Annotated in this window: 12 protein-coding genes; 5 read left to right on the forward strand and 7 right to left on the reverse strand. The window is 72.8% G+C overall.

Annotated features, from left to right (window positions below; genetic code table 11):
* Positions 1-57 precede the first annotated feature (57 nt).
* The 3 genes from ACFTQE_RS14270 to ACFTQE_RS14280 form a co-directional block, all read right to left on the reverse strand.
* Positions 58-3,048 (reverse strand): helix-turn-helix transcriptional regulator, encoded by a 2,991-nt coding sequence (locus ACFTQE_RS14270; RefSeq protein WP_376925699.1) that lies wholly within the window; start codon positions 3,046-3,048, stop codon positions 58-60.
* A 116-nt stretch (positions 3,049-3,164) separates the two neighbouring features.
* A complete protein-coding gene (locus tag ACFTQE_RS14275; protein ID WP_376925700.1) occupies positions 3,165-3,347 on the reverse strand; it encodes a hypothetical protein in 183 nt (60 codons plus the stop codon).
* 324 nt (positions 3,348-3,671) lie between these two features.
* A complete protein-coding gene (locus ACFTQE_RS14280; RefSeq protein ID WP_376925701.1) occupies positions 3,672-4,310 on the reverse strand; it encodes a pyridoxamine 5'-phosphate oxidase family protein in 639 nt (212 codons plus the stop codon).
* A 131-nt stretch (positions 4,311-4,441) separates the two neighbouring features.
* Between ACFTQE_RS14280 and ACFTQE_RS14285 the strand changes: the two genes are divergently transcribed.
* The 3 genes from ACFTQE_RS14285 to ACFTQE_RS14295 are packed head-to-tail and all read left to right on the forward strand — an operon-like array spanning position 4,442 to position 6,916.
* Positions 4,442-5,986, forward strand: a complete 1,545-nt coding sequence (locus ACFTQE_RS14285) for a PLP-dependent aminotransferase family protein (protein WP_376925702.1) — start codon at positions 4,442-4,444, stop codon at positions 5,984-5,986.
* 49 nt (positions 5,987-6,035) lie between these two features.
* Positions 6,036-6,512 carry a LysM peptidoglycan-binding domain-containing protein gene (locus ACFTQE_RS14290; RefSeq protein ID WP_376925703.1) on the forward strand — a complete coding sequence of 159 codons (477 nt, stop codon included), beginning with the start codon at positions 6,036-6,038 and terminating at the stop codon, positions 6,510-6,512.
* The gene (locus tag ACFTQE_RS14295) at positions 6,509-6,916 is read left to right on the forward strand and encodes a hypothetical protein (RefSeq protein ID WP_376925704.1); all 408 of its coding nucleotides are present in this window, start codon (positions 6,509-6,511) and stop codon (positions 6,914-6,916) included. Before ACFTQE_RS14290 ends, ACFTQE_RS14295 begins: the two co-directional genes overlap by 4 nt.
* Positions 6,917-6,941: 25 nt before the next feature.
* Here the strand turns inward: ACFTQE_RS14295 and efeB are convergent, their stop codons facing one another.
* The 3 genes from efeB to efeU are packed head-to-tail and all read right to left on the reverse strand — an operon-like array spanning position 6,942 to position 10,447.
* Positions 6,942-8,324, reverse strand: coding sequence for an iron uptake transporter deferrochelatase/peroxidase subunit (gene efeB / locus ACFTQE_RS14300; RefSeq protein WP_376925705.1), 1,383 nt, complete (start codon positions 8,322-8,324; stop codon positions 6,942-6,944).
* Positions 8,324-9,529 carry an iron uptake system protein EfeO gene (efeO, locus tag ACFTQE_RS14305; protein WP_376925706.1) on the reverse strand — a complete coding sequence of 402 codons (1,206 nt, stop codon included), beginning with the start codon at positions 9,527-9,529 and terminating at the stop codon, positions 8,324-8,326. The genes efeB and efeO overlap by 1 nt, the downstream gene beginning before the upstream one ends.
* Positions 9,530-9,577: 48 nt before the next feature.
* Entirely contained in the window at positions 9,578-10,447 is an 870-nt protein-coding gene (efeU, locus tag ACFTQE_RS14310) for an iron uptake transporter permease EfeU (RefSeq protein ID WP_376925707.1), read from the reverse strand.
* A gap of 153 nt (positions 10,448-10,600) precedes the next feature.
* Here efeU and ACFTQE_RS14315 point away from each other — a divergent pair, with 153 nt between their 5' ends.
* Complete coding sequence (locus tag ACFTQE_RS14315) at positions 10,601-12,736, forward strand: S9 family peptidase (RefSeq protein WP_376925708.1); 2,136 nt, start codon at positions 10,601-10,603, stop codon at positions 12,734-12,736.
* Positions 12,737-12,778: 42 nt separating this feature from the next.
* On the opposite strand, the gene ACFTQE_RS14320 is transcribed toward ACFTQE_RS14315, so the two are convergent.
* Positions 12,779-13,384, reverse strand: a complete 606-nt coding sequence (locus tag ACFTQE_RS14320; RefSeq protein WP_376925709.1) for a dihydrofolate reductase family protein — start codon at positions 13,382-13,384, stop codon at positions 12,779-12,781.
* A gap of 131 nt (positions 13,385-13,515) precedes the next feature.
* Here ACFTQE_RS14320 and ACFTQE_RS14325 point away from each other — a divergent pair, with 131 nt between their 5' ends.
* Positions 13,516-14,817, forward strand: a complete 1,302-nt coding sequence (locus tag ACFTQE_RS14325) for an FAD-binding oxidoreductase (protein WP_376925710.1) — start codon at positions 13,516-13,518, stop codon at positions 14,815-14,817.
* The last annotated feature ends 40 nt before the right edge of the window (positions 14,818-14,857 follow it).

A 14,857-nucleotide genomic window follows, 5' to 3' on the forward strand; every position in this document is an offset into this window, starting at 1 on the left:
CGGGTCGCTGCACCGCGTCAGTGGGGCACGCCGTCGGTCAGCGGGGCACGCCGTCGGTCAGTGGAGCACGCCGGCGCGGTACGCCGCTTCGGTGCGGGTCGCCGCGCCGAGCTTGCGGAGGATCGCCGAGACGTGCACGCTCGCCGTCTTGCCGCTGATGAAGAGCCGCTCGCCGATCTGGCGGTTGCTGAGCCCCTCGGCGATGAGTTCGAGCACCTGCCGCTCTCGGGCGGTCAGCTCGGCGGTCGCGTCGGCGTCGGATACAACGGGGCCCGCGATGCCCGGCCCGGCACCGACCTTCGGCCGGCCCGAGCCCATGCCGCCGTCGAGCGCGAGCGCGGCCGCGGCCGCGACCTGTTCGACCCGGTCGCGCACCGCGCCGACCCCGCCGCTCAGCGCGAGGTCGAAGGCGCTCTGCAACGTGACCTTCGCCGCAGTACGGTCGCCCGCTGCGAGCTCGGCCTCGCCCTGGCGCACGAGGGCGTAGGGCGCGAGGTAGCCGGGGGCCTTGGGCGCGGCCGCGGCCTTCGCGGCGGCCTGCCATGCCGCGGCGTCGGAGCCCGGCACCCCCTCGGGCGATTCGGCGAGCTCGGCCTCGAAGAACGCCGCCCAGAGCGGCTGCGTCGGCCACGGATGCATGCGTTCGAGCACCGCGCGGAGCGCCGGCTCGGCGGCGCTGATCTCCGCCGTCAGCGTGTCGGGGAGGCCGCCGGCACGCTCGACGGCGCCGGCGCGGGCGGCGGCGACCACCCGGGCCGCGACCCAGATGAGCGGCAGGCCGTACCCGGGCAGCGGCACGTCGCGCGCCTCGAGCACTCGCTTGGCCTCGTGCCAGGCCTCGGCGACGTCGCCGCCGGCGAGGGCGACCTCGGCCGTGACGCGACTCACGCTGAGGCGGGTCTGCGCCTCGACCTCCATGATCTCGGTCATGATCGATCGCGCCCCGCGCAGCTGCTCGGCGGCGCGCACCGGGTCGCCGAGCCAGAGCGTGGCCCAGATGCGGGCACGCTGCAGGTAGACGCCGAACGGACCGGGAGGGTCGAGGGCGAGCGCCCGCACGATGAGCGCCTCGGCACGATCCCATTCGCCGAGCGCGAAGAGCGGGTCGACGGCGTTCGAGGCGAGGATGACGCCGGAGCTGCGCTCGACGCCCTGCGCCCGCGCCTGCTCGAGGCCCTCTTCGGCGAGGCGCACGGCCTCGGCGTGATCGCCGACGAGGAAGTACAGGTCGGAGGCGTTGACCCAGTAGCGGAGCATCGCGGCTCCGTCGCCGTGGGCCAGTCGACGCGCGCGCTCGAGCCCGGCGAACCCGGCCTCGACCTCGCCGCGGCTCGCCCGGCTCACCGCGGCGACGTTGGTCGCGATCGACGCGTAGCGGGGGGACTCGATCTCGGTCGCCACGGCGAGGGCGCGTTCGGCGGTGTCGACGGCCTCGTCGAGCCGGCCCTCGATCATGAGACGGCCCGACAGGGCGGTGAGCGTCGTCATGCGGAGTTCGCTCGACCCGTCGCCGAGCACCTCGAGCGCCTCTTCGAGCACGGGGATCGACCCCGGCCGCCCCACGTTGGCGAGGTACATCGCCTTGTCGCGCAGGAACCTCGGATACTGCGGGTCGTCGCGCGGGCACTCGGCGAGCGCGGCCTTCACGAGGGTGAGACTGCGCTCGCCCTCGCCGGCGTTGCGCAGGTGCGACGCCGTGCGCCCCATGAGCTCGAGCTTCGTCATGCCCGCCGACCGCTCGGCATCGGGCACGACGTCCCACAGGCCGAGCGCCCGCTCGCCGAGCTGCGCGGCGGTCGCGTATGCGGCCGCGGCCCGTGCTTCGCGCATCGCATGGATCGTGGCGGGGAACGCCCGTGCCGCGTCGTGCGCGCCGAGCCAGTGGAACGAGATCTCCGCCGCGAGCCGCCTCGTGCCCGCAACGGCCGCCGCCTCGTAGGCCTCTGCGTACCTCGCATGGAATCGCGCGCGCTCGCCGGGAAGCAGGTCGGCGAGGATCGCCTCGCGCACGAGGGCGTGCCGGAACGCGTAGTCGTCGCCGTCGACCGTGAGCACGCCGGCCAGCACGCTCTCGCGGGCCGCGGCGTCGAGGTCGCCCGCGCTGCCGTCGAAGACGGCCTCGAGCAGGGCGTGCGAGATGCGCACGCCGCCGACGCTGACGACGCGCAGCAGTGCCTGCGCCGACTCGGAGAGCCGCTCGTACCTGGCCAGCAGCAGCTCGCGGAGGGTGTCGGGCAGGTCGCTCTCGTCGCGGCAGCCGTCGAGGCCGACGAGCTCCTCGATGAAGAACGGCACGCCGTCGCTGCGACGGAAGACCGTGTCGATCACGGCATCGGTCGGCGACTCGCCGACGAGCGACTTCGTGAGCTTGCGCACCTGGGTGCGGGTGAGCCGGGACAGGTCGCGGCGCTCGACCCACCGGTCGCGTTCGGCCTCGGTGAGGAACGTGCGGAGCGGATGCCCCCTGGTGACGTCTTCGCTGCGATAGGTGAGCACCGTGAGCACGCGGCTCGAGCCGAGCGCGCGCATGAGGAACCTGAGCAAGGCGAGCGTCGCCGCGTCGACCCAGTGCAGGTCTTCGATCGCGAAGACGATGGGCCGCTCGCGCGAGAAGGTCTCGAGCAGCACGGCGATGCCCTCGTGCAGCTGGCCCGTCGCCGCGCCGACTCCGGCGGGCGCGGCGGTCGCGGCCGCGGCGGGGTCGGATGCCGTGAGTTCGGGCAGCAGCGCCGCGAGCGCCGGGCGACCGGGGCCTGCGGCTTCGAGCACCCGCTCGGGTCCGACATCGGCGATCAGCGTGCGCAGCGCCGCCTTCACGGGCGCGTAGGGCGCGGCGACGCTGCCGAGGTCGACGCACTGCCCGGCGAGCAGGCGCACGTCTGATGGCAGCCCGCGCTCGAACTCGCGCACGAGCCGCGTCTTGCCGATGCCGGCCTCGCCGCCGATGACGACGGTGAAGGGCGCGCCGGCGCGCACCTCGTCGAGGCGCTCGTTGAGCCTCGCGAGGTCGGCGTCACGGCCGACCATGGCCGCCGCTGACGTGGTCACGATCTCATCGTGCCACGTCCCTCCGACAGCGTCAGCCGCTGCGGCCCCCGTGATCGCGGAGGGCGGAATCGGCGGGGCGATCGAGCGCGCGACCTCCGCCGCGGTCGTCGCCGTGCTCACCGCAGGGCGAGGCGCGGTGCCCGGTGCATGCGGCGGTGACGACGAGCCGGTTCCGGCGACGCCCCCACGTCGTCGGAACCGGCCTCGTCGATGCCCCGCCGCAGGCCGAGCTGGCGCTCGGCGCGGTGCACGTCGTTCTGATGCGCGTGCAGTGCCATGAAGTCTGCCGAGAACTGCATGTTGCCCCTCCTGGGTCGTTCCGATCGTTCGACCGGATGCCTCCAGCGTGCGCTCTGAGGCACCTGGGGCTCATCGGGCGATCGCCCTACTTTCCCGCCGCGGCACCTCAGATCCACCCGAGGAGGCAGGAGCACGCACGCGATCGCGATCGCGCGCGTGCGCTCAACCGAGGATCGTGGGCGTCCGGCGGTAGCCGTCGCGGCCGAACTGGACGACTGCGGCGGAGATCGCCACGACGGCGACCATCGCGAGCACGGCGAGGAACAGTATCGAGAACATGGCGCACCTCCCTTCTGCGGATCTCCATGGAATCTGACGAAACCTCAATGAAGCCTGCCGTCGGGCGCCAACGACGTCGTCAGGGCGGCCACCGAATCCGGTGTCGGGGTGCCCGCCGGGGTCAGCACCGAGGGCTCGGGTGCGCCCCATCGGCGGCCGAGCGGCACGACGCCCGCCCAGACGGAGTGGTCCTCCCCGTCGTCGGCGGCCTCCGACGCCCCCGCCGCCCGCGTCTTCATGACGACGTCGTCGAGCCGGAGCTGGAGCACGCGCGTCGCGGCGACCTCCTTGCGGGTCATCGCGCGCACCTCGTCGGCGCGGCCCGGCATGAGCCGCTCCGAGAGGGCGAGGAGTGCGGCATCCGCTCGCTCGCCGTCGACGGGCTCGAGCACGCCGTACGCGACGGCGCTGCGGTAGTTCATCGAGCTGTCGAAGAGGGAGCGGGCGAAGACGAGTCCGTCGAGCGCGGTCACCGCGAACGCGACCGTCCGCCGCTCGGATGCCGCGCGCAACGCGAACCCGCCGCCGGTCGATCCGTGCACGAGCACGTACTCGCCGTCGCGGGCGTAGCCCATCGGCACGACGATCGGCACGCCGTCGACGACGGCGGCGAGATGCCCGACGAGCTCGGTGTCGAGCAGCTCGAAGAGGGCGTCGCGGTCGGTCGTCTGACGCTCTGACATGCGTCGGATGCGTCGGGCGGCGGGGGTCGGGGGTGTCTGGTCGATCGTGGTCACCCTTCGAGTCTCGGCAGTACACTGGTCGCACTCGTAGTCCAGTTCTCGCAGAATCGACCAGTCCAGTCAGGAGTCGCGTGGACGGCCCGATCATCGACGTCGATCGCAGTTCCGCCGTGCCGCTCGGCGCGCAGCTCGTCGACGAGCTGCGCCGGCGCGTGCTCGGCGGCAGCCTCCGCCCCGGCGACCCGGTGCCGTCGACCAGGGCGCTCGCGAGCGCGATCGGCATCTCGCGGAGCGTCGTCGTCGCCGCCTACGACCAGCTCGCGGGCGAGGGCTACCTCGACTCGAGGCAGGGCGCGGTCACCCGCGTCGCCGAGCTCCAGCCGCGTACCGAGCGGGCAGCGGATGCCGCGGCAGCCGGCCCCGGCACGACGGCTGCGCGGTCGGCTTCGCCATCGGTCGAGGCCGCCCCCGCAGAGCCCCGCATCAACCTCCTGCCCGGCCGCCCGTCGACCTCGCGCGTCGACACGCGCTCGTGGCGCACGGCCTGGCGCCGCGCCGCTGCGCTCGAGATCCCCGCCGACTCCCCGCCCCCGTTCGGCGTGCCGCGGCTTCGGGCCGAGATCGCCGACCACCTGCGTCACGCGCGCGGGCTCGACTGCTCGCCCGACGACATCGTCGTCACCGCGGGCACGAGCGAGGCGCTCGGACTCCTGGCGTCCGTGCTCGGGCGCGGCACCGGGCGTGCTCCCGCGCTCGCGATCGAAGACCCCGGCTACCCCTCGGCGCGGCGCCTCTTCGAACGGCGCGGCGTGCGAACGCACCCCATCGGCGTCGACCGCGACGGGTTCGACGTCGAGGCCCTGCGGCGCCTGCCGCTCGCACCCGACGCCGTCATGGTCACGCCGAGTCACCAGTACCCGCTCGGCGGGCGCCTGCCGGTCGCGACCCGGCTCGAACTGCTCGCCTGGGCCGGGGCGCACGACGCCCTCGTGATCGAGGACGACTACGACAGCGAGTTCCGCCACCTCGGGCCGCCCCTGCCCGCGCTCGCCTCGCTCGACCGCAGCGGCCGCGTCGTGCTCGTCGGCAGCCTCTCGAAGGTGCTGACGCCGTGGATCCGGCTCGGCTACCTCGTGCTGCCGCCGACGAACTCCGGGCTGCGCGACGCGATCGGCGCCTCCCGCGACGACGAGGCCTGCCCCGTTCCCGGCATCGCCCAGCACGCGATCGCCGAGCTGCTCGCGAGCGGCGCCGTGCGCCGGCACATCGCGGTCTCCCGGCGCGAGTACGCCCACCGGCGCGGACTCGTGCTCGCCGCGCTCGACGGCCTCCCGGGCGCGCCGCTCTCGGGTCTCGACGGCGGCCTGCACGCGGTCGTCGAGCTGTCGGATGCCGCGGCATCCGCTGCCCTCGTGAACCGGCTCGACGGCGAAGGCGTGGCCGTCGCGCCGCTCTCCGACTACTCGGCGGCCTCCGGCCCCGGGCGTCCGGGCATCGTGTTCGGCTACGCCGCGCCGAGCGACACGCAGCTCGTCGAGGGGCTCGCGCGCATCCGCGGCGCGCTCCTCGACCGGCTCGATCCGGCCGCTCGACGAGTCGACGCGAGCGCTCGGAATCCCGCCGCGAATACGACGAAGGTCGACCTGTCGACGACCCGACCCGACCCGGTAGGGTGAACCGACCGGCGCGCCGAGGGCGGCGCGCCGCCCTACCGTTGGAGGCCCGATGCCGCGCGCACTCGGTCGAATCGGGGCATCCGGCGTCCTCGGATCGCTCGCCGTCTCGGCGACGCTCGTGCTGGGCGGGTGCGTCGCAGCCCCCACGCCGCCGCCGGTCACGATCTTCGCGACCGTCACCGCGACGCCGAAGCCGACGCCCACTCCGACGCCGACCGCCGCCCCGGTCGAACCCGCTCCGGCCCCCGCGCCCGAACCGGTGCCGAACGCCCCCGCGCCGGTCTACGAACCCGGCCCCGCCGTCGACCTCGGCGCGATCGACGGGGCGGGCGGCACCCCGGTGCTCGACGGCACCGGCATGCCCGTCAGCTACACGGTCGTCTCGGGCGACCACTTCTTCGACATCGCCCAGCGCTTCGACCTGCCGCAGCAGCAACTGCTGCGGATGAACCCGCAGGTGCACGACTTCGGCGAGAACGTCTACATCGGCGACGTCATCAACCTCGACTGGACGAAGACCGGATGATCCTGGCCGCCGAGGCCGATGTCATCGTCACGATCGCGCCGTGGAACCCCTGGCCGATCGCGATCCCGTTGGTCGTGCTCGTCGCGGGCGTCGTCGTCTCGTTCATCGGCACGCGGCGCCGCTCGAAGCCGGTCCGCGAGCTCGGGTTCGTGCTCTTCCTCGTCTCGGCGCTCACCGCAGGGGCCATGGCGTGGGTGCTGTCGGGCATCTGGGACACGCAGGCCCGCGAGCAGGCGCTCGAGGAGCTCGGCTACGTCTCGCCGACGTTCAGCGGCGGGATGGCCCTCTCGGCGACCGGCCTGCCGCCGATCGACTTCTCGGCCGAGCGCGCCGACGGCACGCGGGTCAGCGGCAGGCTCATCGACCAGGGCGGCGGTCGCTGGCTCGTGAAGGTCGGCGGCTAGCGCCGGGTCTCGGGGCCTCCGGGCCTCAGGCGAAGAGCGCCTGACCGACGAACTCGCCCTCGGCGACACCGCCCGGCACGGCGAAGATCGCCGAGCCCACGTGCTTCAGGTATTCGTTCAGCCCGTCGCTCGCGAGGTTCCGCTGCACGTCGATGAACTGCTGCGGCGAGCGCTGGAACGACAGGAAGAAGAGCCCCGCGTCGAGCCGCCCGAGCGAGTCGTTGCCATCGACGAAGTTGTATCCCCTGCGGAGCATACGTGCGCCGCCGTTCGTCGTCGGGTGGGCGAGTCGCACGTGCGCGTTGGTGTCGATGAGCGGGGCGTCCGTCGCACCGGTCTTCTCGAAGTCGGGCTCGGTGAACTCGGTGCCGCCCGAGAGCGGGGCGCCCTCGCCCTTCGACCGCCCCACGAGCATCTCCTGCTCGCCGAGCTGCACGCGGTCCCAGTTCTCGATGATCATGCGGATGCGACGTGCCACGAGGTAGGAGCCGCCTTCGAGCCACGCGGGCTCGTCGCTCCCGCCCACCCAGATCTGCTCGTCGACGGTCGCGGTCTCCTCGGCCTTGACGTTCGCGGTGCCGTCCTTGAAGCCGAAGAGGTTGCGGGGTGTCGCCTGCGTCGTCGAGGTCGACGACGTGCGACCGAAGCCGAGCTGCGACCAGCGCAGGCTCGCCCGGCCGAACGCGATGCGGCTGAGGTTGCGGATCGCGTGCACGGCGACCTGCGGGTCGTCGGCACATGCCTGGATGCAGAGGTCGCCGCCCGAGATCTCGGGCACGAGCGCGTCGCCCTGGAACCGCGGCAGCGGCTCGAGCAGGGCGGGCCGCCGGGTGGCGATGCCGAAGCGGTCGGCGCCCGCGGCGTCGGCGAAGAGCCCCGGGCCGAATCCGAAGGTGATCGTGAGCCCGCTCGCGGGCAGGCCGAGCGCTTCACCGGTGTCGACCGGCGGCGCGTAGTCCGAGCCGCCGACGGCGCCGCCCTCTGCGACCTCGAGGCCCTGGGTCAGGCGGGCCGCTGCAGCCGTCCACTCCGTGAGCAGTGCGATCAGTCCGTCGCGGTCGAGGGTCTCCGCCACGTCGAAGGCCGCGAAGTGCAGGCGGTCCTGGGCGGGGGTCACGATGCCGGCCTGGTGCGCCCCGAAGTACGGGTACACGGATGCCGCGGGGCCCGGCGCATCCGCCCCGCCCGTCGCGGCGACCGCGACACCGGCCCCTGCGGCTGCGCCGACGACGGCACCGGCCGCGCCCGCACCGAGGAAGCCGAAGAGCTGGCGACGGCTGACACCCGAGGCGGAAGGCGCGTCGGGTGCGGCCGCGGGCTCGGCCCCGACTCCGGTGCCGGACTCGGGGTGCGCCTCGGCCGGCGACACACCCTGCGCGTCACCGGCCGTCGAGCGGGATTCGTTCATCAGACCCCGAGCACCGTTGCGGTGAGCTGCGAGAGCGGCTCGGCGAGCGAGTTGACCTCGTCGCTGAGCGTCTTCTTGTCGGCGTCGGTGAGGGTCGCGTAGTCGACGAAGCCCGACTCGAGCGAGCCGTACTCGGCGAGCGCGGCCTCGAGGGCCGTGAACTGCTCGTCGATCTCGGTGGCGAGGGCCGCGCCCTCGTCGCCCTTCGACTCGGCGAGCGCGCGCACCGCGCCGAAGGCGACGCCGGCGCCCTGCACGTTGGCGGCGAAGTCCGAGAGGTCGGTGCCCGACCACCAGTCCTCCTCGCCCGTGATCTTGCCCGCGGCGACCTCGTCGAGCAGGGCGATCGCGCCGTTCGAGATGTCGGCGAGCGAGACGGTGAAGTCCTTCGCGGTCACGAGGTCGTGCAGCTCCGTGACATCCGCGCCGAGGCCGTCGGCGTAGGCCCGGCGCTCCTCGGGCGTCGACGGCGCCCAGTCCTTCAGGGCGTCCTGCCCGTCGGAGTTCAGGTCACCGGCCGCCGGCGGCCAGAGGTCCTTCTCGATGCGGTGGAAGCCGGTCCACTCGAGGCCGTCGGCCACGGCGTCGACCTCGCGGAAGTCGATCTTCGGGTCGAGGTCGCCGAACGCCTCGGCCGTCGGCTCGATGCGCTCGTAGGGCACGCGGGTCGCGGCGAAGAGCGAGCGCGCGGTCTCGTCGTCGCCGGCGGCGTAGGCCGCGGCGAAGGCCTCGACGAGGGGCAGCAGCTCGGCCGACTGCGAGCGCACGTAGGCGAGGTACTCGGTGACGGCCTGGTCGCTGAGCGCCTGCTCGTCGGCCGACACCGCCGAGGCCTCGCCCGTCACCGTGAACTCGGCGAGGCCGATCGGGGCGCCGACCTGCTGGAACTTGCACGCCGTGTAGTAGGTGCCCGGCTCGAGCTGCGCGGTGAAGTCGATCTCCTGTCCGGGCGTGACGTTCTCCTTCTCGCCCACGATGCGCAGCTGGTCGTCGGCGAGGATCTCGAACTCGTTCACGTCGGTGCCGTTGTTGGCGAGCGCGAACGTCACGGCGCCCGCGGGCGCGGTGGCGGCGGCCACGGCGCATCCGTCGTCGGTGATGTCGACGGCGATCGCCGAGGCGAGATCGGCTTTCGCGACGCAGCCGGTGAGGGCGAGCGCGAGTGCGGTCACGGCAGCGGATGCCGCGAGGGCGCGTCGGGTCATGGAGGCTCCTGGATTCGAGGTGGGGTGAGACGTGGGGGTGATCGGTGGTCAGTTCGCCGCAGCGGGCGTGGTCGTCGGCGAGGCGGGGGCCGCGGCCGCCGTGGGCGCCGGCCGGCGCCGGCGGTGCAGCATGCCGAGGTAGAGCGTCGTCGTGACGGCGACGTACAGCACCCACCCGATGACCTGCGCCCAGGTCGGCTCGGGGGTGAAGTTGAAGATGCCGGCGAGGAGTGCGCTGAACCAACCGCCCGGCGGGATGACCGCCGCGAGGCTGTAGGCGGCCTGCCCCTGACCGGGGATGACGCCCGCCTCCTGCAGGTCGCCGATGCCGTATGAGAGCACCCCGGCCGCGACGAGGATGAGGAAGAGCCCGGTCCAGGTGAAGAACTTCGACAGGTTGATGCGCACGAGGCCGCGCGAGATGCCCCACGAGATGACGATCGCGGTGACGATGCCGAGCAACGCTCCGATGGTGCCGAGCACGGGATCGCTGCCACCCGAGACGCTCGCCCAGACGAAGAGGGCGGTCTCGATGCCCTCGCGCCCCACCGAGAGGGCGCCGAGCACCACGATCGCCACCCAGGAGTGGTCGATCGCGGCGTCAACCCTGCCGCGCAGTTCCGCGGAGAGCGTGCGCCCGTGCGTGCCCATCCAGAAGATCATCCACGTGACCATGGCGACGGCGACGAGCGAGAGCACGCCGCCGAGGATCTCCTGCGCCTGGAAGGTCATCGCGTACGGGCCCCAGGTGAGGAGCGCGCCGACGCCGAGCGAGACGGCGACCGCGATGCCGATGCCGAACCAGAGGCGGCCGAAGAGGTCGCGGCGGCCGATCTTGCCGAGGTATGCGACGAGGATGCCGACGATGAGCCCTGCTTCGAGGCCTTCGCGGAGGCCGATCAGGTAGTTGGCGAGCACGCGCGTCTCCCGGTACGAACGGAGTGGATTGAGCTAAGGCTAACCTAAGTCTCTCGATCCCGCGAACCCCGATCATGGCGTCCGATTCCCGTGCTGAACGCGGTTTTCGCCGGCGCTCGACACCGGCCCGGCTCGGGGGCGTAGCGTGGGAACGTGCTGACTCCGCCGAAGACCGACAAGCGACCCATCGAACGCGTGCACCACGGCGACGTCGTCGTCGACGACTACGAGTGGCTGCGCGAGAAGGACGACCCCGAGGTGCTCGCGCACCTGCACGAGGAGAACGCCTACACGAAGGCGAAGACGGAGCACCTCGCGATCCTGCAAGAGCAGGTCTTCGAGGAGATCACGACGCGCACGAAGGAGACCGACCTCAGCGTGCCCACCCGCGAGGGCGACTGGTGGTACTACACCCGCACGGTCGAGGGCAGCGAGTACGGCATCCACTGCCGGGTGCCCGCCGCCGGCGCCGACGACTGGGAACCCCCGGTGACGGATGACTCGGGCTCGCCCCTCCCCGGCGAGCAGGTGCTGCTCGACGACAACGCCGAGGCCGACGGGCACGACTTCTACTCGCTCGGCAGCTTCGACGTCACCGGCGACGGATCGACCCTGCTCTTCGCGACCGACGTCGAGGGCGACGAGCGGTACACGATCCGGCTGCGCTCGCTCGACGGCTCGGGTCGCGAGTACGACGACGTCATCGAGGGCACCTCGAGCGGCGCGACCTTCGACCCCAGCGGGCGCTACGTCTTCTACGCGACGGTCGACGAGTCGTGGCGGCCCGACACCATCTGGCGGCACGAGATCGGCACCGCGGCATCCGACGACGTCTCGGTCTTCACCGAGCCCGACGAGCGCTTCTGGCTCGGGGTCGGCGTGACCCGCAGTCGCAGCTTCCTCGTCATCGAGGCGGGCTCCAACGTCACGAGCGAGACCTGGCTGCTCGACGCCGCCGAGCCGACGGGCTCGTTCTCGGTGGTCTGGCCGCGCAAGGACGGCGTGGAGTACGACGTCGAGCACGTCGTCGCGGGCGGCAAGGACCGCCTGCTCATCGTGCACAACGACGAGGCCGTGAACTTCGAGCTCGTGAGCGTCGCGGCATCCGACCCGCAGGGCGACCGCCGCGTGCTGCTGCCGCACGACCCGGCCGTGCGCTTCGAGGGGGTCGACGCGTTCCGCGACTTCGTCGCCGTCGAGTACCGGCGCGACGGGCTGCCGCGCGTCGCGGTCGCGAAGGTGCCGCCGGCCGGCCTGCCCGCCGGGGCGACGCCCGACGACACGCTGCACGAGCTCGCGTTCGACGAGGCGCTGTTCTCGGTCGGCCTCGCGGGCAACCCCGACTGGGCCCAGCCCACGCTCCGCATCGGGTACACGAGCTTCGTGACGCCCTCGACCGTGTACGACGTCGTCGTCGCGACCGGCGAGCGGCGGCTCCGCAAGCGCCAGGCCGTGCTCGGCGACTACGACGCCACGCGCTACTCGCAGCGCCGCGAGTGGGCGACGGCCGACGACGGCACGCGCATCCCCGTCTCGCTCGTGTATCGGCACGACCTCGTCGACCTCGGCACGCCCGCACCGACGCTGCTCTACGGTTACGGCTCGTACGAGCACTCGATCGACCCCGGCTTCGGCATCCCCCGCTTGTCGCTGCTCGACCGCGGCATGATCTTCGCCGTGGCGCACGTGCGCGGCGGCGGCGAGATGGGGCGGCTCTGGTACGAGCACGGCAAGAAGCTCGAGAAGCGCAACACCTTCACCGACTTCGCCGCGGTCGCCCGCCATCTCATCGACGAGGACATCACGGCCCCCGACCGACTCGTCGCCCAGGGCGGCAGCGCAGGCGGCCTCCTCATCGGGGCCGTCGCGAACCTCGCGCCGAAGTACTTCTCGGGATTCCTCGCCGAGGTGCCGTTCGTCGACCCGCTGACCTCGATCCTCGACCCGTCGCTGCCGCTCACGGTCATCGAGTGGGACGAGTGGGGCAACCCGCTCGACGACGAGGAGGTCTACTCCTACATGAAGTCGTACTCCCCCATCGAGAACGTGCACGTCAACCACTACCCGCCGATCCTCGCGGTGACCTCGCTCAACGACACCCGCGTGCTCTACGTCGAGCCGGCGAAGTGGGTCGCGAAGCTGCGCGACGTCGGCGCCGACCCGCTGCTGAAGATCGAGATGGCGGCGGGCCACGGCGGGGTGTCGGGCCGGTACGCCGCGTGGCGCGAGCGCGCCTTCGCCTACGCGTGGGTCATCGACGCGGCAGGCGCGCACCCGAGCGGCGAGTGAGCCTCGGGTGAGCGGATGCCTCGGCATCCGCTCACCCCGTCGTCAGCGCCGCTCGTAGGTGATGTGCGTCGCGAGCGGCGTGTTCAGCACCTCGACCGGCGTGAGGCCGGGGTCGTCGATGCCGTCGAAGAGGCGTTCGCCGCCGCCGAGCATCATCGGCGAGATCGTGACGATGATGCGATCGATGAGGCCGGCGGCGAGGTACTGCCGCACGGTGCTCGCGCCGCCCGCGATCGAGATGCGCCCGTCGCCGACGGCGGCTCTCGCCTGGGCGAGCGCGTCGTCGATGCCGGTCGTGACGAAGTGGAACGTCGTGCCGCCCTCCATCGGGATCGGGTCGTGCGCGTGATGCGTGAGCACGTAGACCGGCCCGTGGTACGGCGGGTCGTCGCCCCACCAGCCCTTCCACTCCTCGTCGGTCCACTCGCCGCGGATCGGCCCGAACATGTTGCGGCCCATGATGTACGCCCGCGGCGCGAGGATCTGCTCGACGATCGCGGCGTTCTCGTCGGGTTGCTCGAACATCCACCGGTGCAGGTCTTCGCCGCCCTCGCCGAGCGGGTCGGCGAGGGTCTGGTTCGGACCGGCGACGTAGCCGTCGAGCGAGATCGACAGGTTGGCGGTGACGAGGCCGTCGTTGAAGGTCATGCGCGACACCGTACGCCGCTCCGCCGACGCTCGCATCGGTGCATGCGAACGCACCGATTCAGCGCTGAGCGAGCACCGTTCCGGATGTCGCAGGCCGCTGCAAGACTTCAGAAATGTCTCTTCTCTCCGAATTGAGTGAGCGAATCCCAGGCCGGGCCCATGGTCCCGGCGCATCAGAGTACGACGCCGGCCGCACCGTCTTCGCCGGCGTCGGCGAACCCGACGCGGTCGTTCGGCCGCACACCGTCGACGAGGTCGCGGCGGCCGTCGGCCTCGCAGCTGCGGCCGGCATGCCGATCGCCGTGCGCAGCGGCGGCCACGGCCTCCTCCCCGTCGAGGGCGGCCTCGTCGTCGACCTCGCCGAGTTCACCGCGATCGAGGTCACAGACGACGGTCTCGTCTCGGTCGGCGGCGGCGCCCGCTGGGGCGACGTCGCTGCGGCCCTCGCGCCGCGCGGGCTCGGCATCAGCTCGGGCGACACCCGCGACGTCGGCGTGGGCGGCCTCGCCCTCGGCGGCGGCATCGGCTGGCTCGTGCGCGGGCAGGGCCTCGCGATCGACGCGCTGCGCGAGGTCGAGCTCGTGACCGCCGCGGGCGAGGTGCTGACCGTGAACGAGACCTCGCACCCCGACCTCTTCTGGGCGGTGCGCGGTGGCGGCGGCAACTTCGGCGTTGCGACGCGGTTCGTCTTCCAGGCGATCCCCGCAGATGGACTCGTCGGCGGGCTCGTGCGATTCGACCGCTCCGACGTGCCGGCGGTGCTCCGCGCCTGGCGCGATGTCATGCGGGCCGGGCCCGACGAGCTGAACTCGTCGCTCATGCTGCTGCCGCCCTTCGGGCCCGAGATGCCCGGCGGTCCCCAGCTCGGCGTCGCCCTGCAGGGCACCGAGGCGCAGCTCCGCGAGCTCCTCGCCCCGCTGCTCGCGCTGCCCTCGGTCGTCGAGGTGTCGCTCGCGCCGACCGCCTACGGCGACCTGCTCGAAGACGCCCCGCCCGGTCGCCCGCCCTTCCTGTTCGTGGGCGGCAACGGCTTCGTGCCCGAGGTGTCCGACGCGGCGCTCGACGCGGTCGCGGCGGCGTACGCCCGCGAGGTGCCGACGATGGTGCTGCTCCGCGCGCTCGGCGGCGCGTTCTCCCGCGTCGCACCCGACGCGACGGCGATCGCCCACCGCGATGCCGAGGCGCTCGTCATCGTCAACGGCGTGCTCGCGTCCGACGCCTCGTCCGAGCAGCTCGCCGCGGTGAAGGCCGGCAGTGATGCCGCGCTCGCGTTCACGAGCGGCACGTACGGCAACTTCTCGGTCGAGTACGGCGACGAGGTCACGGCGGCGATGTACCCGCCCGCGACGCTCGAGCGCCTGCGCCGCATCAAGGCGCAGGTCGACCCGGGCAACGTGTTCCGCCGCAACCACAACATCACGCCGGCGAGCTGAGCGCGGTCGGCTGAGCACGGTCGAGCGGATGCCGCGGCGC

Source organism: Agromyces sp. NPDC056965, from assembly GCF_042673425.1.
Lineage (GTDB): Bacteria > Actinomycetota > Actinomycetes > Actinomycetales > Microbacteriaceae > Agromyces.

Bases quoted from the DNA above. Each gene is read 5' to 3' on its own strand.
- efeB (WP_376925705.1), bottom strand. From the start codon at position 8,324: ATGAACGAATCCCGCTCGACGGCCGGTGACGCGCAGGGTGTGTCGCCG.
- ACFTQE_RS14275 (WP_376925700.1), bottom strand. From the start codon at position 3,347: ATGCAGTTCTCGGCAGACTTCATGGCACTGCACGCGCATCAGAACGAC.
- ACFTQE_RS14280 (WP_376925701.1), bottom strand. From the start codon at position 4,310: ATGTCAGAGCGTCAGACGACCGACCGCGACGCCCTCTTCGAGCTGCTC.
- ACFTQE_RS14295 (WP_376925704.1), top strand. From the start codon at position 6,509: ATGATCCTGGCCGCCGAGGCCGATGTCATCGTCACGATCGCGCCGTGG.
- ACFTQE_RS14320 (WP_376925709.1), bottom strand. From the start codon at position 13,384: ATGACCTTCAACGACGGCCTCGTCACCGCCAACCTGTCGATCTCGCTC.
- efeO (WP_376925706.1), bottom strand. From the start codon at position 9,529: ATGACCCGACGCGCCCTCGCGGCATCCGCTGCCGTGACCGCACTCGCG.
- ACFTQE_RS14290 (WP_376925703.1), top strand. From the start codon at position 6,036: ATGCCGCGCGCACTCGGTCGAATCGGGGCATCCGGCGTCCTCGGATCG.